20 protein-coding genes are annotated in these 24,234 nt (G+C 32.6%); 1 reads left to right on the forward strand and 19 read right to left on the reverse strand.

Annotated features, from left to right (window positions below):
- Nucleotides 1-82: 82 nt before the first annotated feature.
- The 6 genes from CLOLE_RS21035 to CLOLE_RS21060 all read right to left on the reverse strand — a co-directional run bounded on the left by CLOLE_RS21035 (nucleotide 83) and on the right by CLOLE_RS21060 (nucleotide 6,674).
- Nucleotides 83-1,960: a M56 family metallopeptidase gene (locus tag CLOLE_RS21035; RefSeq protein WP_013659139.1), complete on the reverse strand. Its 1,878-nt coding sequence runs from the start codon at nucleotides 1,958-1,960 to the stop codon at nucleotides 83-85.
- 1 nt (nucleotide 1,961) lies between these two features.
- A complete protein-coding gene (locus CLOLE_RS21040) occupies nucleotides 1,962-2,333 on the reverse strand; it encodes a BlaI/MecI/CopY family transcriptional regulator (RefSeq protein ID WP_013659140.1) in 372 nt (123 codons plus the stop codon).
- 351 nt (nucleotides 2,334-2,684) lie between these two features.
- Entirely contained in the window at nucleotides 2,685-3,116 is a 432-nt protein-coding gene (locus CLOLE_RS21045; protein ID WP_013659141.1) for a helix-turn-helix domain-containing protein, read from the reverse strand.
- Nucleotides 3,117-3,262: 146 nt separating this feature from the next.
- On the reverse strand, nucleotides 3,263-3,595 hold the full coding sequence (locus CLOLE_RS21050) for a branched-chain amino acid transporter permease (RefSeq protein ID WP_013659142.1): 333 nt from the start codon (nucleotides 3,593-3,595) through the stop codon (nucleotides 3,263-3,265).
- Complete coding sequence (locus CLOLE_RS21055; protein WP_013659143.1) at nucleotides 3,586-4,302, reverse strand: AzlC family ABC transporter permease; 717 nt, start codon at nucleotides 4,300-4,302, stop codon at nucleotides 3,586-3,588. Before CLOLE_RS21055 ends, CLOLE_RS21050 begins: the two co-directional genes overlap by 10 nt.
- Before the next feature lie 155 nt (nucleotides 4,303-4,457).
- Nucleotides 4,458-6,674: a HelD family protein gene (locus tag CLOLE_RS21060; RefSeq protein ID WP_013659144.1), complete on the reverse strand. Its 2,217-nt coding sequence runs from the start codon at nucleotides 6,672-6,674 to the stop codon at nucleotides 4,458-4,460.
- A gap of 172 nt (nucleotides 6,675-6,846) precedes the next feature.
- On the opposite strand from CLOLE_RS21060, the gene CLOLE_RS21065 reads away from it, so the two are divergent.
- The gene (locus tag CLOLE_RS21065; protein WP_013659145.1) at nucleotides 6,847-7,737 is read left to right on the forward strand and encodes a LysR family transcriptional regulator; all 891 of its coding nucleotides are present in this window, start codon (nucleotides 6,847-6,849) and stop codon (nucleotides 7,735-7,737) included.
- Nucleotides 7,738-7,791: 54 nt separating this feature from the next.
- On the opposite strand, the gene CLOLE_RS21070 is transcribed toward CLOLE_RS21065, so the two are convergent.
- The 13 genes from CLOLE_RS21070 to CLOLE_RS21130 form a co-directional block, all read right to left on the reverse strand.
- Nucleotides 7,792-8,397, reverse strand: a complete 606-nt coding sequence (locus CLOLE_RS21070) for a TetR/AcrR family transcriptional regulator (RefSeq protein WP_013659146.1) — start codon at nucleotides 8,395-8,397, stop codon at nucleotides 7,792-7,794.
- Between the two features lie 15 nt (nucleotides 8,398-8,412).
- A complete protein-coding gene (locus CLOLE_RS21075) occupies nucleotides 8,413-10,122 on the reverse strand; it encodes a methyl-accepting chemotaxis protein (RefSeq protein ID WP_013659147.1) in 1,710 nt (569 codons plus the stop codon).
- Between the two features lie 126 nt (nucleotides 10,123-10,248).
- A complete protein-coding gene (locus tag CLOLE_RS21080; RefSeq protein WP_013659148.1) occupies nucleotides 10,249-10,782 on the reverse strand; it encodes a GNAT family N-acetyltransferase in 534 nt (177 codons plus the stop codon).
- A 1-nt stretch (nucleotide 10,783) separates the two neighbouring features.
- Nucleotides 10,784-11,857, reverse strand: a complete 1,074-nt coding sequence (gene rsgA / locus CLOLE_RS21085) for a ribosome small subunit-dependent GTPase A (protein ID WP_013659149.1) — start codon at nucleotides 11,855-11,857, stop codon at nucleotides 10,784-10,786.
- Between the two features lie 368 nt (nucleotides 11,858-12,225).
- Nucleotides 12,226-13,866 carry a ribosomal protection-like ABC-F family protein gene (abc-f, locus tag CLOLE_RS21090; protein ID WP_013659150.1) on the reverse strand — a complete coding sequence of 547 codons (1,641 nt, stop codon included), beginning with the start codon at nucleotides 13,864-13,866 and terminating at the stop codon, nucleotides 12,226-12,228.
- 429 nt (nucleotides 13,867-14,295) lie between these two features.
- Entirely contained in the window at nucleotides 14,296-14,871 is a 576-nt protein-coding gene (locus CLOLE_RS21095; protein ID WP_013659151.1) for an NUDIX hydrolase, read from the reverse strand.
- A 116-nt stretch (nucleotides 14,872-14,987) separates the two neighbouring features.
- Nucleotides 14,988-15,413: an HIT family protein gene (locus tag CLOLE_RS21100; protein ID WP_013659152.1), complete on the reverse strand. Its 426-nt coding sequence runs from the start codon at nucleotides 15,411-15,413 to the stop codon at nucleotides 14,988-14,990.
- Between the two features lie 175 nt (nucleotides 15,414-15,588).
- A complete protein-coding gene (locus tag CLOLE_RS21105) occupies nucleotides 15,589-16,470 on the reverse strand; it encodes an SPL family radical SAM protein (protein ID WP_013659153.1) in 882 nt (293 codons plus the stop codon).
- Nucleotides 16,471-16,586: 116 nt separating this feature from the next.
- Nucleotides 16,587-17,726, reverse strand: a complete 1,140-nt coding sequence (gene aroB, locus CLOLE_RS21110) for a 3-dehydroquinate synthase (RefSeq protein ID WP_013659154.1) — start codon at nucleotides 17,724-17,726, stop codon at nucleotides 16,587-16,589.
- A 58-nt stretch (nucleotides 17,727-17,784) separates the two neighbouring features.
- Complete coding sequence (locus CLOLE_RS22255; protein ID WP_013659155.1) at nucleotides 17,785-20,238, reverse strand: ATP-binding protein; 2,454 nt, start codon at nucleotides 20,236-20,238, stop codon at nucleotides 17,785-17,787.
- 264 nt (nucleotides 20,239-20,502) lie between these two features.
- Complete coding sequence (gene clpA / locus CLOLE_RS21120; RefSeq protein ID WP_041713133.1) at nucleotides 20,503-22,749, reverse strand: ATP-dependent Clp protease ATP-binding subunit ClpA; 2,247 nt, start codon at nucleotides 22,747-22,749, stop codon at nucleotides 20,503-20,505.
- 3 nt (nucleotides 22,750-22,752) lie between these two features.
- Complete coding sequence (locus CLOLE_RS21125; RefSeq protein WP_013659157.1) at nucleotides 22,753-23,052, reverse strand: ATP-dependent Clp protease adaptor ClpS; 300 nt, start codon at nucleotides 23,050-23,052, stop codon at nucleotides 22,753-22,755.
- A 116-nt stretch (nucleotides 23,053-23,168) separates the two neighbouring features.
- Complete coding sequence (locus tag CLOLE_RS21130) at nucleotides 23,169-23,933, reverse strand: DUF2087 domain-containing protein (protein ID WP_013659158.1); 765 nt, start codon at nucleotides 23,931-23,933, stop codon at nucleotides 23,169-23,171.
- Between the last annotated feature and the right edge of the window lie 301 nt (nucleotides 23,934-24,234).

Consider the following 24,234-nt stretch of genomic DNA (forward strand, 5'->3'; position numbering starts at 1 on the left):
TATAAGTCACACTTTTAAAGACTTTGTTACAACAAAAATAAAAAATAAGTAACTTGTTTCCAAGCTCTTATTTTTTATAGAACTACTTATTTAAAATAGTTAAGTTCTTATCCATATCTGGATAGAAGTAACTTCTACCTTCCTGGCTATTGGCTTCTCCAGCTATGGTGTAAAATTGTATGTTCTTTGTATCTATGCCCATTACTAGCTTTATGTAATAAGTTATATCGTCTACATTGATATTAGTCTTTACACCCTTTATGATTTCTAGCGCGCTAGCCGTAATAGTACTTATATCTCCATCGTTTAATATCTTGCTTAAGAAGGTACTCATGACGTATTGTTGCATTTGAATACGTCCAACATCACCGTTTATATAACCTTTTCTATATCTTAAAACCCCTAATACATCGCTTCCATTCAATTGTTGAAGCCCTGCTTTAATATTAATGTTAAGTCCCTGAGCACTATCCCTATAATACATATCTTGTGGTATATCTAATTCTAATCCGCCTATACTATCAATTGTTTTTTCCACAGCTGTAAAGTCTATAATAACATAGCTTGCAATCTGAATATTTAACATTTCTTCTATTTCTTTTACAGCTAATTGTTCTATGTATTGTCCCTGGCTATAGGCATACATCTCTCCTATTTTACTTACAAAAACAGATTCTGGCTTTAGTAAATTACTTTGTTCTTCATCCCACTCAATCTTTGTATCTCTAGGAATAGAAACAATTCTTACTTCATCTTGATTATCATTAAAATTCACTACAAAAATAGTATCTGTTCGTGTACCATCCGCATCAAGACCAAACACTGCTATATTGTTTGCTCCCGGTAACTTAGTAGTTTCGTTAGTATCCTTATTACTTTGCTGAGCACTAGGTATGACTCCTCCATCTTTCTTTGGTATAGCATTAGTTAAACAAACTAAAATAACCCCCACCAAAAGAAGCCCTCCTATAATAGAAACTCCTAACTTATGCTTTTTAAACATTGTAATTTTTATAATTCTCTCTTTAATGTGATTAGGATTTTCTCCCATTCCCTGTACTAGATATTGCTGGTTTTTAGGTGTGAAAACTATATTTAATAATGTATTAGCATACTGCTTTCTGTTAACTCCTAAAGCCATTACTCTTTCATCACAAGCTATTTCCATATCTTCTTTCATTAATTTCATAGCCAGCCATGCTAGAGGATTAAACCAATGAAATGCTACTGCTAAAATTTGAAGATAAGTTACCTTGTTATCTCTATACTTCAAGTGAATTAATTCATGATATAACATCATTTCTACTTCTTCTATACTAAACCCTTCAGGTATACAAATGATTGGCCTTAAAAAGCCAAAGATCATTGGGTACTTCCCTTTAACCATACTAATATCAGCATGAATATGTACCTTTTCTTTGATCTGCTGTGCACGTATAAGAATTTTTTCATCTGTTACCTTTTCTGCACCTTTTAATTCTTTCTTTAATTTACAATATCCGTATCCAAAATAACCAATTACCACTATACTCCCTAACAGCCATATAAGTAGCAGTATTAAGCTTACTGTCTCGCTAAGTAAGCTGTTCCTTAGTGGGCTATTATTATTGAACATATCCGCTTCTGCCTTCATAGCTTGTCCAGACTCTTCATTAGCTGTTGTAATTATAATATCTTTTTCAGGACTAAATTCAGCCTCTAATAACACCTTTTCCTGTAAACTGGAAGCATTTGATGTATTCAGCCTAGCACTTGATATTCCTGTATCAAATAAGTTAAAAATGCTTATTTTGCTACTCGGTAATACTGGTATAATTAGCCTAATTAAAACTACAATCCACAAACCGTATATTAAGCTTCTTTGTATTTTCCCTTTAAGTAACACTCTTAATAGCAGTATAATTCCAATAATGCCGCTAGCCATTAAACTCCAACTTAAAATCTCCCCTATGACATTCATACTATTCCTCCTCTATTTTATCAATGAGCTTACGTAATTCTTCCTGCTCTTTTTCTGTTAACTTTCCCCTTTTAGCAAAAGCAGTAACTAACATCCCCATAGACCCTTCAAATACTGTATTAATTAAATTCTTAGCTTCTTTTATTTGACACTCTTCTTTCTGAACTAAGGGATAATACTTAAAAGTACTAGTTGTTTTATCTGCATCAATAAAGCCTTTCTCCATTAATCTCACAATAAGTGTGCGTACTGTGGTATTAGACCAAGCTTTTTCTTTTTTTAACTCCTCTATAATTTCTTTTAAACTCAATGGGGACAGCTCCCATAATACATGCATGATTTTCCATTCTGCTTCTGTAATATTCTTTTCCATACTAACCTCCATTACCTTTCTTCCTCTAGATGTTCAAGCTAATCCTACTGTAATAATTCTTATCATTACAACTAAACTCATTAGCATAGTCTTTAGAAATAATCTCTTTAATTTTTTAGACTATATCTTATTCTCCTTCTATCACTCTTTATCTAATAGATACCAACACCAACTACAGTTGTAGTTGTTTATAGACTACAACTGTAGTTCATTATTGTCAATACTATTCTATCATTTATGTATAATTACCTATAATATATTTTAAGAGCGATAAATAAAAAAGCACTTCATAATGAAGTGCTGTAAGTTAATAAACCCGCTATTTGTTTAGTTGATATTTCTCCTCAGCCTCTATTCTTTCGGAATAATGACTTCTGTTTCTGTCACCACCGTCGTGGTTTTGATATTTTGAAAACTATTAAATGATACTATGCCTACTATAACCAATATTATATTTATGACTACAATGGTAGTAATAACAATTATAATACTTTTCCAAATAAGATGAGCACGACGATTTTTTATAGCAAGCTGCTCATTTATCCTAGATAATTGCTCTGCTACAATATTAATATCTTTTTCATCCTCTAACTTAGAACCCAGTAGCTCACTTACTGATACGTCAAAGAGTGCCGCAATTTTGATTAATATATCTGCATCAGGTATAGAAAGTCCTTTTTCCCACTTTGAAATCGTCTGACGAACTACATTTAATCTAATAGCAATTTCTTCTTGTGTAAATCCTTTTGTTTTCCTTAATGCTTTTAGGTTTTCACTAAACACAAGTGATCCCTCCTTTGCTATTTTTAATAGTAATCTATACTTAACTGTTGCTACAAGCAACGCATATTAACATTACAAAAAATAGGCACATCCTTCATTATATGCTCTAAAATTATTAACTCTTTAGCTTTCCATTGCCTATAGTCCTAAAAAATACCTTGTACTAATATCATATAAAGAACCGTCCCTCCACCAATGCTCAGGAGAGTATTCCTTTTCCATAGGTGTAGTAAAGCAGTGCCGGCAACCCCTATTAATTCGGGTAATCCAAATGGCATTGTAGTAAATGAAATACCCTTTAAACAATAGATTACTAATAATCCAATAACTGCATAAGGAAGTACTTTCCCCAAATAAGCAATATACTCAGGAACTTCTTTATAGTCTGGAAACAAAATAAAGGGCAAGAATCTAGTGGTCATAGTTCCTAGAGCCACACAGCCAATAATAATTAACGTTTGTACGGGTGTTAAATACATATCTGCTCATCCCCCTCTACCTTCGGATCTAATTTTCTTCTAAGTAAAGTTAAGCTAGCTAAAATAAGAATCATAGCTGGAATAATAAAATCACTTGGTCCAAATATAACTAAGCTTATACTAGCAGCGCCTACCCCTAATAAAGCAGGAACCCGGTTTTTCCTTTCCTTCCATTGGTCCAAAAAAATAACTACAAATAATGCTGTTAATGAAAAATCTAATCCTTCTGTATTAAACGTAATAAAGTTCCCCAATAATCCGCCTAATACTGACCCTAATGCCCAATAGCTATAGTTTAGAAATGAAATAAAAAAATAGAACCATCCCTTATCTACACCTTCTGGGACTTGAGCACTATAATTGACTGAAAAGGTTTCATCGCACATCATGAAAATAAGAAAAGGCTTTAATCTTCCTACTCCTCTATATTTCTTAAGCATTGATATGCCATAAAACAAATGTCTTGCATTAACTAATAAAGTTAAAATAAGCGTTTGTACTGGAGCAAACGTGCTTGTTAGTAATGTAATTGCCACAAACTGCATGCTTCCGCAAAAAGCTATGGTACTCATTAAAAATGACCATAAAGCACCATACCCTTTACTTGCCATTAGTACGCCATAAGCTATACCTAAAAATATAAATCCTGCCAAAACCGGAATAGTATGTGGAATAGCCGCTTTTAGAGCCTTTTTCTTTGTATTCATTTTTCTCCCCCTTAATTTCTTTACATATCCATCTATCTATGTTCCATTACTAGCTTTTTATCATGTGACTAAGTTTTATCATAGTACTTATTATAAAAAATTGCAAAAATAGTAGCCAGTCTTATCAACTATAGGCTACTATTTTAACTATCCCGCTATATCTTTAAAAAATGACTCACTTCTCCTGTATGACATAATGCTAAACGGTGAAGTGCCCTAGTACAAGCAATATAAAGAAGTTGTTTATCCTCCGGCTCATCATAATTCACTTCATTCACTTCATAGACAATAACTGCATCATATTCTAATCCTTTTGCCATATAAACTGGCATAATGTGAATACCTTTTTGATAACCTTCTTCTTCTGGATTTAATTGGTGAATATCTAGCTTTCTAGAAAGCTTACTATACACATGATTCACTTGTTTTTGAGATTTACAGATGATTGCTATGGTTTCATAGCCTTCTTTTTGATAAGTCTTAACTCGATCTTCTATCCACTCCAGTTCTTGAGCTTCATTTTCATGCTCAGCAATAACAGGGACTTCTTCATGTCTTTCAAAAGCAATAGCACCTACCTCTCCATCTCTCAACTTAGAGGTAAATAAGCTAATTTCATAAGATGAACGATAACTTTTAGTAAGACTTAGCTTTAATGCGTTTTTAGGCTCTAAACATCTAATAACCTCATCATATAAATCTTCTGTTTCTGATTTTTCAATGGTTTGACCGATATCACCTAGGATAGTATATTGTGTACCTTTAAAGATTTCTCCTAAGACTTTATATTGTAATGGATAATAATCTTGAGCTTCATCTATAAGTACTTGTTTAATCTGAGGATAAAGTCTTTCACCTTCTAACTTTAACTTCAAGTAAAGTAGAGCCATTCCATCTTCATAAGTTACTAGGTCCGCTCTTAAACTCTTTGCTGTAAAAGTGCGAATCGAATCACTAGACTTAGGCAAATTTAACCCTGATGCGGCGCGATTAAATAAGCTTTCATCCTTAAATAATTTCTCATATAATCTAAAACAATTAACCTTAGTAAAACTTCTTATTGTGCCTAACGTTTGATCTCTATAGCTATTTAACTTTTCATTAACCTTTTCGTCTACATCATAGCCGCCTTCACCTTTAAGCATTTTAAAAAGTTCTTTTCGTTTTGCTTTTTCTAACTCTCGTAGCTTTTTCTCTAGCCTATTTTGAATTCGATCTAAACGTCTACCAACAGCCATATTAATAGGATTATCTAGGAAGTTCTTTTTGAGGCTTTTTGCATCTGCAATCAATTCTTCTGCATAATAAACGTCTTTAAACTGAATAAGCTCTTTTTCATAAATATCAATTAAACGGTCTAACATGTGTACAAATTGGCTAGACCCTTTAAAGCGAATGGTATTTCTAATAGCCTTTCTATTTTTATTCGTAATCATGTATTCTAATTGACTACTTCTAGAACGCATGCGAATACTCTGTTTAAAATAAGTTTCAAAGAAATCTTCCATAGTACTATATTTTACATTCTCTTCCCCTAGCTCTGGTAAAACAGTACTTACATATTCTCCAAATAAGTGGTTGGGAGAGATAATCATAATGTTATCGCTAGTAAGTCCCTCTGCCATACGTTCATATAATAAAAAGGCAATTCGATGCATCGCAATAGACGTTTTTCCACTTCCTGCTACCCCTTGAACAATAAGTACATCATTTCCTTTATTTCTAATAATCATATCTTGCTCTTTTTGAATGGTCTCAACGATGTTTTTCATATAGGTCGAAGCATTGTTGCCTAAAGCTTCTTTTAGCATGTCGTCTGTAATAGTTAAGGAGCAATCAAAGAAATAATCTAGCTTTCCCTTTTCAATTTCGTATTGTCTCTTTAAACTCACTTCCCCGCGAATCTCTCCACAAGGGGCCTCATAGCTAGCAGGTCCTAATTCATTACGATAAAACATACTTGCAATAGGTGCTCTCCAGTCATAAACCATTACCTCATAGGTATCATCGTTCATAACATTTTGATAACCAATGTAAACAGCTTCTGTACTTTCTCCTTCTTCTGTAAAATCAAAACGTCCAAAGTATGGTTTATCTAACACACGTTTATATTTTTCTAACTTCCCTAGTTTATGTTCATATTGAGAGGTTTCTATTCTCTCCATAGTATGATATTGAGTAAGTTCAATATTTCTATCGTAATCATCAACAGCTGGTACTCCCCCTGCCCACATCTCTCTTCTGAGAGCTATAAGGTTTCTCTTTTGTTCATCAACCGCATCTCCCCCTAATGAAATCTGTTCATTAAGAAATTCTGTTACTTTATCTAAGTAAACTTGTTCTGCTTTTAATACTACTTCATAATCACTCACTACTCTTCCTCCACTTCTATCTGTTTATGATAGCATTTATGAAGCTTACTGACTAGCTGTATAATTTAGCAAGTAACGATAAATATATTCTGAATTTTTATTTACTTTGTCGGATAATAAATTATAATAAAATTATCAAATATTTATATCATTCATAACTGGAGGTTATATCTTGATTAGTGAACTTCATTTATATCATGTTTTTTATACAGTGGCTCAGTATCAAAGCTTTTCTCAAGCAGCCAAAGCCCTTTATATTTCTCAACCAGCAGTTAGTAAATCTATTAAAGCCTTAGAATCTTCTCTAGGAACCTCCCTTTTTTCTAGGCGTTCTAAAGGCATTTCTCTTACACCAGAAGGCGAGCTTTTTTATAAACATGTTCAAACGGCCTTAGAAGCCTTAGAAGAAGGCGAAAAACTTCTCCTTAAGCTTCATTCCTTAAATGCAGGGCAAATTAATCTAGGAGTTAGTTCTACTTTAGGAACACATTTTCTCATGCCTCTGCTAAAAAGCTTTATGGAACGTTACCCTCATATTAAATTACAAATTATTAATGATTCTACAACAAAGACATTAGACTTAGCAAAAAAAGGGGTACTTGATATTGTTATTGTAAGTTCATCTAACTATTATGATGGTCTTAGTTTCATCCCTTTAAAGAAAATTGAGGATATCTTCGTTTGTAGTCCTAGTTACTATGAATCCATTTCTTCTCTAACCTTACCAGAGCTTTGCGAACAGGCTTCTTTTATGTTTTTATCTAAAGATAGTGTCACTAGACTTTACTTGGAAACAGTCCTTGCTAATCAGGGAATTTCCATTGTTCCTGATATTGTTGCTGGAGATATGAATTTCCTTATTGCTTGTGCAAAACTCGGACTTGGTATTACTTCTGTTATTAAAGACTTTGTATCAGAAGAGTTGGCAACTGGATCCTTGGTAGAAATTCCTTTTACTCTCTCTCCAAGTAAACGTTCTATTGATATTGCTTATGCTACTGACACTACTTTTTCTAAAGCAACTTCTTGTTTTATTGACTTTTTAAATCAAGAGCTATTATAAATAATAAGCCTGTTAAGCAGTGGCACATCTGTGCCCTGTCTAACAGGCTCATTTCTATTCTGGCTTAAAAGCTTCCTTAAATTCAAGTACATGCCTTTTTAGTTTCTGTTTAACTTCCTCATCAAACTCATCATATTGATTTAGCATCAAGAAGATCGGCGAATAAAACGCTATTGCTATATACTCCGGATCAACGCTTCTGAACTCTCCTTTTGAAATAAGATATTTAAATATGCTGGACTGGAAATGAATTACATCCTCCATATAAAGCTTTCTATAAAGTTCTTGAATCTTTTTATTATTAAATTGCTCAATAATAAGCATCCTTCTAAACTTAACTGCATATTCATCACAAAAATAGTACTCGAATATTTTAAATGTAATCTGCATAAGCAGTTCATTCGAAATCCCTTGATACATATCTACCTTACTATCTCCTATCGTATAAGGGATTTGCATCGCTTCATAAAAAGTAGTAGCTTTTTCATAACAAACTTCAACTACTCCATCAAAAATATCTTGCTTGTTCTTAAAATGATTGTATAAAGAACTTTCCTTAATCCCTACTGCCCGTGAAATATCCCTTACCGAAACAGCATTGTATCCTTGCATTGAAAACAAGGTTAACGCTTCATAAACTATCTTCTCTTTTGTCTTCATACCTTCTCCCAAAACTTATAGCTTAAATACATTCATACCTTGATCTAAACTATTAGCAATCTCTTTTAATTGAATAGCATTCTCCGAAACATTAACCATAATACTACTTACTTCTGTAGCAGAAGCTGATGTTTCCTGTGTACTAGCCGCATTTTCATCTGCTATAGCTGATAAACTATGTACAATATCCACTACCTTTACTCTTGCTTCGTCCATCTTCTTAGTTCGTTCTAGAATGGCTTGAACTCCCTCAATAGAATTATCTATTCCTTTCTTTACTTCAACAAAGATGGTATTCGTTTTTTCTACATTTTCATTTTGCTTTTCTATTATTTCTTTAACTTCTTTCATAGTTCCAACAGCAGTTGTAGAATCTTTAATGAGAGAAGAAATGATTTCCTCTATCTTTCTAGCTGAATCATTAGATTGTTCTGCTAGTTTCTGAATTTGAGTTGCTACTACTGCAAAGCCTCTTCCTTGTTCCCCTGCTCTTGCTGCTTCAATAGATGCATTGAGGGATAAAAGATTGGTTTCATCTGCAATAGAGGTGATTAGTGCTATTGCTTCTTTAATTTTTAAAGCTGATTCATTAGTTGTATTCGTTTGTTTATAAATGACATCGATAGAATCACTTGCTTTTTTATTTATATTATCTAATTCTTTTAAAGTCTCCGTTGCTGCTTCACTAGATATCTTTATCTGCTTAGCATGATCATTAAGTGTTGCTACAGCTTTATTAGTCTCTTCTATCATGTCACCTATAACAATGACGTGGTCTGTTGCTTTTTGTGTTTCCTCTGCTTGACTAGTTGCCCCTGCTGCCATATCATGAACAGCATTTTCTACTTGTTCTATAGTTATAGCTGTCTCTGAGGCATTGGTGCTAAGAAGTTCTGACGCAGAAAATAAGTTATTTCCTTGCTCTTTAATATGAGTAACAACCTTTAATAAACTTTCTCTTAACGTTGTAATGGCTCTACTCATTTCTCCTGTTTCATCTTTACGCTTATTAAGTTTATTCTGCTCTTCATCCTCAACAAAATCTAATTCTGCAATTCTTGTTACCAATGTTGTAGCTTTTTTAATAGGACGTACTAAATAGCCTGTAATAACATATCCCATAATTAAAGCTACAACAAGAGCAAATCCCCCTCCTGATATGCTTCTCCTAATAATTCTCTCTATTGGTTTTAGAATATCTGCTTCATCAGCTGTAATCACTAATATGTCATTAGTATTTTTTGTTATATAATAAGCAGCATATTTTTTAAGCCCCTTAAAGTCATAACCAACAACAGTTGGTTCTGATACGTTTCCTTCATTAAGTTGTTTTACCACCTCTGTTACTACTTTATTCTCTACTGGTTTACCTATTTTGTCAGTCGTAGGATGATATAGCATAGTTCCATCTTTTTTCACTATATAAGCATAACTTGAATCAATCCCCTTTATTCCTATACCTGCTACCAGTTCTTTTAGTGCTTCTACATACTCTCCATTACTTTCGGATAGAATCTTGTCAACTTCATCCCCATACGCTACAACTAAGTCATATAAGTAATTTTGATTTACATTTGATAGGCTATCACTTGCCAGAGGAATAGCGGTCCATATATTTATGCCTGTAGTTATTATGATAACAATTAGTAGTAAAAAAACCATTTTTGTCTTTAGAGAATAAATATTTATTTCCCTCTTTTTAGTCCCTTCTTTTTGCTCTTTCATATATATCACCCCATTTACAGTATCTTAATATAAAATATAAACCCTGTTCCCCCTCTTTTCAACATATTCAATACATTTTAGGCATATCGTTCTACAAATAAAGCTTATTTTTTTAAACTTTTATGACTATTGTTTAATATACTCGTCTTTAAGAATGGCATATTCATAGGTATCACTCCAAATGGGATTTCCTTTTTCATCTTTTTTGAAATAGATGTTTTGTTTTAAATGACCTTCTCTTCTCATTCCTAAACGCTCCAACAATCTCCAAGATGCTGTATTAAGCGGATTACACATGGCAACAATTCTTCTTGCTCCCCTAGTATTAAAACCATAAGCTATAACAGCATTTGCTGCTTCTGTAGCATACCCTCTCCCTTGATAAGACCGATTAAACACATAACCTATTTCCCATGTTTTAAACTCTTGTTTTGCAAAGTAAATATTGCCAATGAGCTTATTATTTTCTTTTAGACAAACCGCTAAAAACGCTGGACTTTCTGCCCTACTTTTAGCTTCATTTTGACTTGCTTCTATAGAAAAAGCTTGATAAGGCTCATAACGCACTACTTCCTCATCAGAAAGATACTCATATAAATCTTTCCAGTCCTCTTCTTTAAAGCGTCTTATTACTAATCGTTCTGTCTCTAATTGTTGCATATTAAAAATCCCCCTTATTATACTGATCCTTATTTCTGGCTTGTTTCTTTTGTTTAATAAACTTGGCATTGCTTTTAGCCTTTTCTTTTACTCTTTGAAAATATAATGCCTTATTAGCACTATAGGCTGCTTCCTTCTGCAATTTTAAATAGCTTTGCCATCTTGTAGGTAATAAATCGCCATTTATCAGTGCTTCATTAATAGCACAACCTGGTTCATTATGATGTGTGCAATCAGAAAATTTACATTGCTGTATTAGACCTTCTATATCTACAAAGGTCTCTCCTAGGCCTGTAGTAATATCCCACATACCTAATTCTCTCATTCCAGGTGTATCAATCAGCATAGCCCCATTTTCTAGAAATAATAATTGCCTATGAGTAGTCGTATGATGCCCTTTAGAATCTTCTTCCCTTATGCCACTAGTCTTCATACAATCTGCTCCTAAGAGAGCATTTACTAAACTTGATTTTCCTACACCTGATGAACCTAAACATACTATGGTTTTACCAGGTTGTATAAATTTGTTTAGGTTTTCTAAACCAAATCCTGTCTTAGAACTAATGACAATTACCTCTACCCCTATTGCTGTATCAGCTACCTGCTTTACTAAGTCCTCATAGTTAGGGGTTAAATCTGCTTTTGTTAATACGACTACAGGAATGCCCCCACTTTGCCAACTTGCTGCTAGGTAACGTTCTAAACGTTTTAAATTAAAATCATGGTTTAAAGACATCAGTATAAACACATAATCAAAGTTAGCAGCTACTACTTGCTCTCCTCTGCCTACATCTGGATCCTTTCTAGAAAAGTAAGACTTGCGCTCTAAAGTCTTTACGATACGGCTACTGCCACTTGCATTATAATCAATAAGTACAAAGTCTCCTACCGTCGGAAATATCTCTCCTGTTTCTCCATGATGATAAATACTCGCCTTTAATACGGCATCTCTTTCTCCACTATTACATATCACCTTATAAAGTTCTCTATGAACTGCAACAATACGTCCTAATAGGTAATCTCCTTCAATATCAACTACTTGCTCAATATATCCTAATCTTCTTAAATCTATCATGATTGCCTCCACTATTTTATGTTTTAGTTAGCTTGCTCGCTTTTACTAAAATCAATAGTGTCAAATACTTTTATACCGTTTGTCTTTCAAAAATGCATGCAAAAAAGACACACCTATGTGATGTGTCTTTACTGGCCACAGTATTCACGAAAGGTTTCACAAAACGGCATCACAAATAAAGGGCTAGAGTCACCTTTAGCATTTGCTTTGCCACTATTTGATTTTAGTTGTTTACCACCATTAATTTATTATTAGTCATCATACAACACTCCTTTCGCTTCTACATTAAAGCATTTAATTCTTAACATAGAAAGTTGTTTTACTTTTCAAACTCTAACATATTTAATACCTTTTTTCAAGCCTGTTAATCAAAATCCATTTCTTTTTTTTATTAATTCTTGGTATTTATTATCTAGCTCCTCATACATTGGTGTTCCTTGCTTTTCTCTACTTAACTGTCCTATGATGTATGCTATTTCATTTTCTAATAACATCTTATCTTCTTTATTGCTCTTCATTTCTTTTCTATGAGTTTCATCTTGTGCTACTTGTTTTTGTTCTTTTCTTTCTAAGTACTCTCTAATGCCATATTCATAACGTCTAATGATCTGGTTTTCAAAAACTAATAATTTATCACACAGCTGCTCTAACATATACCTGTCATGTGTTACCAAAATCAGGGTTCCATTGTAATCTTTAAGTGTCTCTTCTAGCTGCTCTCTAACATGAAGATCTATATGATTAGTAGGCTCATCTAGAATAAGTACTTCACATCCTTGACGAATAAGAAGCAATAATTTGAGCTTCATACGCTCTCCTAAACTAAGAACCTCGGCTTTATCATACAAGCGATCATTGGAAAAACCCATTTGTACAAGTGCCATACGTATTTGACGCTCTTCTTCTTTATTGGTGGTTTCAAATACCTGCAAGATACTTTTCTCCTCCTTTATATCTAAAACATCCTGGCTGATATAGCCAATCTTCCTTTCTTCACTAATTCTTATTTCTCCTTCAAGTGGTACTTGTTTTAATATTGCTTTAACTAAGGTTGATTTGCCACAACCATTAACACCATATACCCCTATCTTCTCTCCTCTTTTGACGTAAAAGGAACTTTGGTTAAAAATCAACTTATTCCCATAGAATTTACGAATATCTTTTGCTTGTAAGATAGTATCTCCAACTTTTTTAGTGGCTTCTAGCTGAAATAATACTTTTATTTCTTCTTCTGGTTTTATTAAGCCACCTACTTCTATTTTTTCTAATCTTTTAATTCTAGACTTAACTGCCTTATCCATTTTTTTAGCTTTTACCCTATTGTACTCTTTTCCCCCGAACTTATTTCCTGTAGCAATTGCCTTTTTACGAGACTCTCTATGAGCTTTTTCAGACCATCCCTTTAGTTCTTCTATTTGTCCTCTAATTTGTGATTTAAGTTTCTCTTGTTCCATAAATAAATGGAGCTGACTCTCATATCGTCTCCTTTTCTCTTCTCTGTAAAAGGAATAATTTCCGTTATAATTAACGATCTTCCCTTGATCAATTTCCATAATACTATCAATACATTGGTCTAGAAAAAAGCGGTCATGTGATATGATAACAACTGCCCCTTTAAAAGCTTTTATTTGTTTAATAAGCCACTTTACCCCTTCATAATCCAGGTGATTAGTTGGCTCATCTAGCACTAGAAAATCTTTCTTACTATAAAGAAGTTGTGTTAAAAGTTTCTTTGTCCTCTCTCCTCCGCTCAATGTTTGTTCTAAATCTAAATACTCTGTAGCTTGCTTCATATATCCTATATCCATACCACTATATTGACAAAGGAGCTGACCACTTGTAGGCTTAACTGTATTGGTAATTATATCAGCTAACGTTGTTTTACCTGCCCCATTACTTCCTACTATTCCTATCTTTTTTCCTGATTCAATCTCAAAATTAATATCATTTAATATTACTTTGTCACCAAACTCTTTACTAATATGCTTTCCTTGTAAAATAGCTGTCATCATTTCACCTCATATTTTACGAAAGCACACCTCTTTTGTTATGCATCTCCATCTCTTTATTTCTCATCTTCTTGTCTATTAGTTTAGATTTTAAAAAGACTGCAAATGAACTCATGCTCATTTACAGTCTTTTAATAATCCTTATTTACTTCTATAGACCTGTAGCCCTAAAATACGCTTTTCTAAAGGCTACACAATTAATCTATATATAAATCTTGGACAATGACTTATGAGTATGATTAGCTTCATAGATTTTTGCACAACAAGAAAGAGTATGCTCTCTCTTTAATTGTAAAAATAATCTGTTCATTAAGCTAAAATCATTCTCATTTCATTCTCCTTTTCTTCATTTCATATTTACCTTCATACTACAACTTTAACTGCCATATTTCAAGCCCTTTTTCGTACTATACTTAATGTAGCTCCTATTTATGCTTTATTGGCTACACAATTTTTGGCCTGTTGTATCAACTTATGATACACCACTAATATTTCTGGTTCATTGCAATACTTTTCAAGTTCTTCTATCGGAATCCACATGACACCACTATTTTCTTCTCTATTTATTTCTACAGCTTCCTTTTCATCTGCAATAAGTATATAGGCAACTGATAGATGCATATGTGTCGGTACATAACATCCTCTTTTAATATGCCCCCATACAGGTAGAATATCTAATGAAGCTATGGTATTCATGAGTGGTTTAATATGCTTTACCCCTGTTTCTTCTGTTGCTTCTTTAAGTGCTACATGTAATAAATCTTCATCCCCATCAGCATGTCCTCCAGTCCATGCCCATGTCTTATAAATATTATGATGGACCATAAGTACCTTATCTAGCATCTCATTCATAATAAAGCCTGAACTTGTAAGATGAGCAAATTCATTTTCTCTCAATAATATAGTATCAGGGAATCTTTCAATATATTCTAGTATCACTTTCTTCTCGCTCATTTCCTGAGCATTTACAGGTGAATAAGCTAATATTTCTTGCTTATAATTCATGAGGTCCTCCACTATACTTAGCTAATATCTTAAGTCGTATACTGCTATCTATTTTTAGTTACCCCTTTATAATAGCATAAGTTAATACATGGTAAACCAGGGCTCCTTATACTACCTTAAAGTTTTTCTTTAATTCTTCTAATAAGTTCTTCATATTCTGCTTCACTTAAAAGTACTTTAGGCTCTGGCATCATTTCAAAAGTTCCTCCAAAACCTGGTCCCCCTTCATATTTAGGAACAATATGATAGTGTAAATGAGTCATCTTATCTGCATAAGCACCATAGTTAATCTTATAAGCACCAAAAGCTTCACTCATTGCCTTAGCTACTCTAGCCACATCCTTCATAAAAGCGTTTCTTTCATCATCACTTAAATCAAATAACTCGCTTTTATGTTCTTTATACGCAACTAAGCATCTTCCTCTATAAGTTTGCTCCTTAAATAAATACAGAGTACTTGCCTCTAGATCACAGATTTTAATCATAATATCTGTTAAACGATGGTCTTTCACACAATAAAAACAGTCATTATCAAAATTCATATTCTTTCTCCTTTAGTTTTAATTTTTACAACTGATTTTATTATATATAATTTAAAACAAATTACCTTTTCATATTTTGTCTTCATTGACTTAAATCTTACAATTATAGCTTATTTTTATACCTATCATCACTTCGATAAATCAGTATTATCTTACAGCCTATTCCCATACTATATTAAAACAGACTTAACTGCTCTACTTCATGATTTTTCCTACTGGCTTTAATAATATCTGGCATCTTATATAGCAAACCATACTTTTCACACTCTCTGACAAATAGCTTTCTAAGCTTAGCAAAATCAACACTCCTACACTCATATTGATTACCATAATGCTGAATATACTCCTCTTTAATTCCCGGGAAATATTGATCTAATTTTTCAAAATACCATTCTCGTTGATTCTCTCTTAAGGTCATTCCAATAGCAGGATAGATAAATCTAGCACCTGAAGCTGCCGCCTTAACTACAATTGATTTAATATTTTCTTCATTATCTGCTATAAATGGAAGTACTGGCATCATCAATACTCCAGTAAAAATACCTGCCTCAGCTAAAGCCTTAATTGCTTTGAATCTTTCAGATGAGGGGGCTACTCTCGGCTCTATGATTTTACACAAATCATCTTTATAAGCAGTTATAGTTATTTTTGCAATAACTGGTGAATGATTATTGATTGCTTTTAAAATATCTATATCTCTAGTAATTAACGGACTTTTGGTAGCAATTGCTACTCCAAAACCATATTGATTAATAAGTTCCAATGCACCTCTTGTTAGCCCATATTGTTTTTCAAATGGATTATAAGGATCTGACATAGCTCCTGTACCTATAATGCCTGTTTTTACCTTACGCCTCAGTTCATTATGCAGTATTAAAAGCGCATCTTTCTTTGCTTTAACCTCATCAAAGCTTTCTATGCCATAACAGCTACTACGACTATCACAATAAATACATCCATGGCAGCAGCCTTTATAAATATTCATATTATAGTCTATTCCAAACCAATGTTCTCCTTTAGCATAGGATAACATGGTCTTTGCTGGTATAAATTCCATTTTTATTCTCCTTAGTCCTACTTTTAATACTTATAATATAAGGCATTAAATATGACAGATGTACGTCACATTTAATGCCTCTATTGTACCATATTTAGTTTAATGAAATGGAGGACTTATTTATTTCGCATTTCCTCAATAGCTTCAGATATAAATGTCTCCTCTAGAGCAATAGAATAGTTCCCATCATCATATTGCTTAATCTTACCTATTCCTTCTTGAAAAACAAAACGTATTTTCCCTTTTCTTACCTTTTTATCTGTATATAATTTACTTACTAGTTCCTGAGTTGTAATATGTGCTGGAATATGAGTACTAAGTCCTGTTTTTTCATAAAGTGCAATAACCCTATCAGCTTCTTTCTCACTTATATATCCTAGTTTTTGTCCTATTCTAACTTGGCTAGCCATTCCAATAGCAACAGCCTCACCATGTAAAAGCGTATAGTCACTTAAGGTTTCTATAGCACGACCTACGGTATGACCTAGATTTAAAATCTGCCTTAAATTTGCTTCCCTTTCATCTAGCTTAACTACCTCATACTTAATCTTACAATTCATTTCAGCAATATGGATACATATTTCTTTTTGCCTCTCTGTAACACCCTCATTGGTTAAAAGCTGGGCTATATATTCTTCTAAGAATTCAAAAAACTCTATATCTGCCATACAAGCATGTTTAATAGTCTCTGCTAATCCATTACTTACTTGTTGAATAGGCAAAGTGCCCCAAGTTGCTAAATCAATGTATACTTTTTTAGGTTGATAAATAAGACCTATTAAATTGGTAGCAAGCTCTGTATCTACAGCTGTCTTTCCTCCTACTGAAGCATCTGCTGCGCCTAAAATAGTAGTTGAATAATTAATAAAAGGAATCCCCCTGCCAAAAGTCCCTGCAACGAATCCAGCCAGGTCTGTTACTACGCCTCCACCTAATGCAATAATGCAGCTATCTCTTTTATGCCCTTTTTCTAACATAGTATCTTCTAGTATTTCCTTAGTACGTCTCACTTTAGAAGTTTCTCCAGCTGGGAAGCTTAATAAATCTACATTAAACCCTTCCTTAAGCATTAGTTCATACAGCTTATCACCATATAATTCTTTTACGACTGAGTCTGTTATGATAGCATATCTGCTAATGCCTTGTCCTAAATTTCCTTTTAACTCTCTAATAAGTGTATTAAAAAGGTTATGCCCTATTTCAATATCATAAGAATCATCTACCACTCTTTTTAGTTCTACGTAGAATTTACTCATAATCAGCCTCCTTTTATGTATTATAATATACCTTATTCTAACACATGTTTCTAAATTTTTAATACAAATTATAAATATCTGAGAACTCCATTTTGGTTTGTTCTATTCTAGGTTCAAACTCTAAAGGTTCAACCTCGCTATCCTCAAGCACTCTAATAGGGAATTTTATGACAATCTCAGTTCCCTTACCCAATTCACTTTTCGCATCAATTGTTCCTTCATGCATTTTCACAAGTGACTTAACCAATGCTAGTCCAATTCCACTCCCTTCACACTTTCTGGTTAAAAGAGAGTCAACTTGAATAAATGGATTAAATATAGTAGTAAGCTTTTCTTTTGGAATACCTACCCCGGTATCCTTTACTACTACTATAAGACCTTCATCTTGCAATGAGAGATTAACTGATATTATTCCTCCTCTATATGTATACTTAACAGAGTTAGATAAGATATTTAATATGATGCGTTCTAGCTTCTCCGCATCACATGCTGTAATAACTTCTTCTACATCTGTATCAAACAGTAAAGTAATCCCTCTACTCTCAATGTAATCTGCTACAGATAAAGTTGTTTCTTCTATGACATTAACAATATTTAAATTTTCTAGCTTCATCTTGTAATGTCCAGTATCAATACTTGTTAGTTCCATAATGTTGTTAGATAATCTTAATATTCTATAAGTATTCTGCTTAACCGTGCTTAAGTATTTCACCAAATCAAAATTAGGCTGCACATTGATATGACCTTGTTTTATCCCCTTTTCTAATAATTGTACTGTTGCTAGAATAATATTAAGTGGTGTTCTGAATTCATGCGACATATTAGCAAAAAATTCACTTTTTATTTTTTCTATTTGCAGTGCCTCTTCATAGACTTTTCTTGCCTCTTCCTGTTCTTTTTGCTTTGAGATATCTCTACCTGTGCAGACATAATACTGCTTATTACTAGTATATTTTATACTCCACTCAATCCATTTATAACTTTTATTTTTACAATAACCTCTACATATAATTCCTCTTACAGCGCGCTCATTGTTTATACAAAATTTTTTTTCAAAAAAGCGTTGCTGATCTTCTCTATAAACAAAATCACTAGAAGAACGTCCTATCAGTTCACTAGGTTTCCAACCTAATACAGACTCCCATGCTCCATTTACTTTCTCAACACGTCCATCCATTGCTATTATGGCCATAAGGTCACTTGCAGTTTCTGCAAAGTTTTGTAATTCTTCTTCTAATTCTTCTCGCTTCTCTAGTTCTCTCTTGACAACTTTTGTTAATACCTCATTCTGTATAATTAATGCCAGTTGTCTTGAAAGCTTGAAAATTTGTGTTTCCCTACTTGGATTAGCATTAGCTAAGTTACTATAGCTACAGATAAGGATTCCTAAAAGCTCATCTTCTAGCACTATAGGATAACATCCTAGATAGCTTAAATCTTTTACTTTGAATGCCTCTCTCTGTTCAATGTCTATGTACTTATAATAGTCATGTGCTAATTTTATGCCCCATAAGTTACCTCCACTTATCATTTCATCTCTAAAACTATTAGTTAATTTAATTTCATCCATTAAATCTAACTCACAAGATTCCATTCCTTCTTTGTATGTACAGTATAAACTATTTTTAGCTTTATTATAAATACCTATAATGATGCCATCTGCCTCAATTTCTTCTAATACTTCTTGAATACTTCCATTAATCCCCTTCATTTGATATAAGTATTTAATGTGTTCACTTCCAAGCTCTATATCTTGGGTATACAATTTATTTCTCATATATTCTTTATAATAATTTTTATCTAGCTGACGCTCCATTTTTTTATATAGTGTTATCTCTTCTCTCATACCCAAAATGTACTGGACCTGGCCTGAACTACTTGTAATAGGAATAAAATTAAATTGATACCATCTCTGTTTATTGTCTATTTCTATAACTTTCTCATAACAAATTGCCTCTTTTTTTATTAGAAGTTCATCTTCTCCCTCTTGAATAATACGAGTAAATTCTTGGTTCCAGATGTCTTCATCATTCTTTCCTAGTATACTGCTTCGTTCTAAGTGCTGTGTTAGTGCTGATGCTTTATTAATAAAGCATTCATTTACAAACCTATACTTTTTTTCTTGATCTTTAAGCCACACTACAAAAGGTAATTTATCTAATAATCTTTCTAGCTCTTTTACATTATATATGGGTTCATTTTCTCTCAAAATAATATAATATATTTGCTCTTCGTTCCATTTCCCTATATTTAATATACCTTCATAACTTATTTCCTCATCATTTATATTCCTCAAACTTACTAAAAATTTAGTATGCCCAAGTCTTAATAACTCTTCCCAACTTATAAATTTTACTTCTCCTGGAATCAGGAATTTATCTAGTTTCTTCTCTTGATAAGCAGATAATGTGTATTGTAAGTCTTCTAGTAAGCATTTGTTACAAAATTCTATTTTACCCTCAGCATTAACAATTAAAATTCTATCTCTTATTTTATCTAGAAACTCTTTCATTTTTTCATTCTCCCATAACCTACTATAATATTACACAATCTTACATTTTTACTTTTTTTTTAATTATTTATTATTTTAATACAAAAGCTACACATTTAATAGTAATTTTTGTAATTTTTTAAAAAATACAGGTGTTAAATACACCTCATAGTTATTATTATTTATTAAACCTATTTTAAAATAGATTTATAAATGTAACTTATTTCTCTACAACAAAAAAATCGATAGACACCACCTCCATGGCAGTCTATCGATTTCCTTATCTTAATTAACTTTTATTTTAAACTCTTCTTCTACTAAACTGATTTTACAACTTCCACCTTCATTTAAACTTCCAAATAAAATTTCTTGTGCCAAAAGAGGCTTTATTTTACTTTCTATTAAACGTGAAATTTCTCGTGCTCCATACTCCGCAGAAACTCCCTTTGTGACTATATATTCTATACATTTTTGATTAAAGCTTAGTTTAATTCCTTTTTCTTTTGCCACTTTTTTAAGCTTACTAAGCTCTTTTCGTACAATTAATAATGCCATATCTTCTGTAATATGATTAAATGCAATAATACTTGATAAACGATTTCTAAATTCAGGAGAAAATACTTTCTTAACTTCATCATTAATTGCTTCTCCTTGAATCTTTCTTTCACCAAATCCCACAAGGTTTTTACCTATTCTTGAAGCACCTGCATTAGATGTCATAATTAAAATAACATTTCTAAAGTCAGCCTTGCGTCCCTTATTGTCTGTAAGCGTTGCATAGTCCATGACTTGAAGTAAGATATTATAGATATCTTGATGTGCTTTTTCTATTTCATCCAGTAAAAGTACACAGTAGGGAGACTTTCTAATTGCATCTGTTAATAAACCGCCTTCTTCATACCCTATATATCCCGGTGGTGAACCTATTAGCTTTGAGGCAGTATGCTTTTCTGTATATTCACTCATATCAAAACGTATCAGCTTGATACCTAACTCATTAGCTAAACATTTTGCAATTTCAGTTTTACCTACTCCTGTTGGTCCTACAAAAAGTAAGCTAGCTATAGGCTTATTCATTTCACTTAGCCCTGCTCTAGATAATTTAATACTCATCACTACTTGTTCGATTGCTTTATCCTGTCCAAATACTTGTTTTTTTAGGTTCTGTTCTAATTGTCCTAATACCTGTACTTCATTTTTTTCTATCTTTTGCTGCGGTATATGACATATCTTAGATAATGTCTGCTCTATAATAGATAAATCTATAATAGGTTTCTTTTTACGATTTTTAGAACCACTATCATATACTGTATAATAGGCTCCTGCCTCATCAAGTAAATCTATAGCCTTATCTGGTAGAAATCGATCATTCATATATTGCTGACTTAATTGTACAGCACCTCTAATGGCTTCATCTGTATAGGTTACCCCATGATAAGCTTCATAACTAGACTTTAATCCTCTTAAAATAGTAATAGCCTCTTCTATACTAGGTTCTAATACTTCAATAGCTTGAAATCTTCTAACAAGCCCTTTATCTTTTTCAACATACTTTTTATATTCTTCAAAAGTAGTCGCACCAATAAACTTTATACTTCCTTCTGTTAAGTATGGTTTTAATAAATTAGATGCATCTAAAGAACCTGCTCCTAAAGAACCTGCTCCCACGATATTATGAATCTCATCTATATAAACAATAGGTTTATATTGCTTCTTTAAAATATCCAAAATCTTTTTTAAACGCTTTTCAAAATCTCCTCTATATTGTGTACCTGCTAAAGTGGCTCCTAAATCCAAGCTGAAAATTTGAGCCCCTTCTAATACTTTAGGAACCTTTCCCTCATTTAATAATTGTGCAATTCCCATTGTAATAGCTGTTTTTCCCACTCCAGGTTCACCTATATGAATAGGATTATTCTTGTTTTTTCTACAAAGTACTTGTATTGTACGTTTCAAGATTTCTTCTCGTCCTATAAGTGGCTCATTACTTGCTGCTACAACTTTATTTAGATTGGTTACATACTTGGCTATACTCTCTATATCCTTTTCTTCTGAAGTAGTTTGTTCCTCTTCCTCTTCATCAGAAGGCTTCTCTAGTTGTGTGCTATCATCATCTTGTGCATGACAAAGCTCGAATAATAAATCCCTTAAAGTAACGCCCTGCTCTAAAATATAATAAACACCATAACTTTCTGGCAAACCCATAATCCCTGATAGCAAGTGATCTAATTCAATCTGTTCTTTCCCACTATTAATTACCTGTTCACTTGATCGTATATATACTTGCTGTAAGCTAAAACTTTCTATTGGTTCTATATCTTCTTTCTTTTCTAGGTTTTCTTCCAGATATCCCTCTAAATTAGTTTTGAGCACTTGAATATCTCCATTACAAGCTTCAAATGCTTCACAAAATACAGATACATCACACATAACTAGCAATATGTGCTCAGGTGTAATGTATTCATGTTTATAATTACAAGCCAGTTCTTTAGCTTTCATAATAAGCCTACTGACAACCTTTGAAATATACACCTTCTACACCTCTTCTACACTTAGTTTAAATGGAAATCCTTCTTCTTTTGCCCAAGACATAGCTGTTCCAGCTTTAGTCATTGCAATATCATATGAGTAAATACCAGCCACACCATGCCCTGCTTTATGAACATCCATCATAATCTTTTCTGCCTCTGCTGCACTCTTATTAAATATCTGTGTTAATACCTCAACAACAAATTCCATTGTTGTGTAATCATCGTTAAACATAATAACCTGATATTGCTTAGGCAATTTTACCTTAGCTTTTATTTTTTGGTTTAAATCATGATTTGGTTTCATAAATTTCCTCTCCAATAGCTTATTGATACTATTATATCACATCAAAATAAAAGATAGCTTATTTCCTCCCTTACTTCTTGGAACAAGCTATCTTTTTATTATACCATTATTTTATTTTATGCCCCCTTTACCCAGTAGATACCACCTTTTTCTGTACGGCTTAAAAAGCCATACTCTAATAGTTCTCTTTTCAAAAGTGAATAATCAATATAAATATTCATTAATAGACGGTTAACTTCTACATCCTCGTATTTCTCTCCTTTTGAAAAATGCTCTGTAATATATTCTAATATAACTTTCCTTGCCTTTTCTGTATTAGGATAACTTCTTAATCTACCTGAAGGTGTTATATGATTCTCAAGTATCTTCCTCTTATCTCGATCAGGCATGCCTAGATTCTGATTAATGGTATAAATGTATCCTTCTTGATTTGAACACACATCCCATGAGCTATGCCCCGTATTTTGCTTTTCCCCCAGTAAAGTCATTACTGTCAAAAATACTTTTGCTTGTTTTTCCTTTTCTCTCAATTTATAACGATGATTACGAATAGTCGATCCTGCCACCCCTAAATAATTAGCTATCTCCTTATCTGATAAACCACTTGCAAATAGATTGATTAACTCTAGCTGTAATTCTGATAAACCCATAGTATTTGGAGACATTTTTAATAGATATGCTAATACTGAATGATGTACCTCTTGAATATGTAACAGAACTGCTTTCTGAGCATCAAATAATTTACCGTGTATAGAATAAATTTCTCCCTTAGAAAAATACTGTCCACATAAAAGACATGTATACCCTTGATCCCCTTCCTTATATCCCCTTAATAATTCTTCATTTGAGGCATTTTCAAATAATGCTATCTCTAATTGCATGACTCTCCTCCTCTTTTGTAATCATATTCTATTATTGTAATTTTTTTACATTTTTATTATAATAACTCTTTTTTGATAAATTGTCTATAATTTCAAGAACATTTTATCCATTCGTTGATATGAACTTATCTCCGGCTCTACATTAGGTTGAAATAGGTTTTTCCTTGAAACTATTGTGAAGCATATAATTATCCTATAAAAATAATTAAAACTTTTTCAAACAAAAAAGCACCATATAACTAGTATACATTTCTAGCTATATAGAGCTTTTTTCATCTGCATTAACAAGTATTAACTTCTA

The sequence above is a fragment of the Cellulosilyticum lentocellum DSM 5427 genome (genome assembly GCF_000178835.2).
Classification (GTDB): domain Bacteria; phylum Bacillota; class Clostridia; order Lachnospirales; family Cellulosilyticaceae; genus Cellulosilyticum; species Cellulosilyticum lentocellum.

Bases quoted from the DNA above. Each gene is read 5' to 3' on its own strand.
- CLOLE_RS21035 (WP_013659139.1), bottom strand. From the start codon at position 1,960: ATGAATGTCATAGGGGAGATTTTAAGTTGGAGTTTAATGGCTAGCGGC.
- CLOLE_RS21040 (WP_013659140.1), bottom strand. From the start codon at position 2,333: ATGGAAAAGAATATTACAGAAGCAGAATGGAAAATCATGCATGTATTA.
- CLOLE_RS21050 (WP_013659142.1), bottom strand. From the start codon at position 3,595: ATGTATTTAACACCCGTACAAACGTTAATTATTATTGGCTGTGTGGCT.
- CLOLE_RS21055 (WP_013659143.1), bottom strand. From the start codon at position 4,302: ATGAATACAAAGAAAAAGGCTCTAAAAGCGGCTATTCCACATACTATT.
- CLOLE_RS21070 (WP_013659146.1), bottom strand. From the start codon at position 8,397: ATGAAGACAAAAGAGAAGATAGTTTATGAAGCGTTAACCTTGTTTTCA.
- CLOLE_RS21075 (WP_013659147.1), bottom strand. From the start codon at position 10,122: ATGAAAGAGCAAAAAGAAGGGACTAAAAAGAGGGAAATAAATATTTAT.
- CLOLE_RS21080 (WP_013659148.1), bottom strand. From the start codon at position 10,782: ATGCAACAATTAGAGACAGAACGATTAGTAATAAGACGCTTTAAAGAA.
- rsgA (WP_013659149.1), bottom strand. From the start codon at position 11,857: ATGATAGATTTAAGAAGATTAGGATATATTGAGCAAGTAGTTGATATT.
- abc-f (WP_013659150.1), bottom strand. From the start codon at position 13,866: ATGACAGCTATTTTACAAGGAAAGCATATTAGTAAAGAGTTTGGTGAC.
- CLOLE_RS21095 (WP_013659151.1), bottom strand. From the start codon at position 14,871: ATGAATTATAAGCAAGAAATATTAGCTTATTCACCTGTAAATGCTCAG.
- CLOLE_RS21100 (WP_013659152.1), bottom strand. From the start codon at position 15,413: ATGAATTTTGATAATGACTGTTTTTATTGTGTGAAAGACCATCGTTTA.
- CLOLE_RS21105 (WP_013659153.1), bottom strand. From the start codon at position 16,470: ATGGAATTTATACCAGCAAAGACCATGTTATCCTATGCTAAAGGAGAA.
- aroB (WP_013659154.1), bottom strand. From the start codon at position 17,726: ATGAGTAAATTCTACGTAGAACTAAAAAGAGTGGTAGATGATTCTTAT.
- CLOLE_RS22255 (WP_013659155.1), bottom strand. From the start codon at position 20,238: ATGAAAGAGTTTCTAGATAAAATAAGAGATAGAATTTTAATTGTTAAT.
- CLOLE_RS21125 (WP_013659157.1), bottom strand. From the start codon at position 23,052: ATGAAACCAAATCATGATTTAAACCAAAAAATAAAAGCTAAGGTAAAA.
- CLOLE_RS21130 (WP_013659158.1), bottom strand. From the start codon at position 23,933: ATGCAATTAGAGATAGCATTATTTGAAAATGCCTCAAATGAAGAATTA.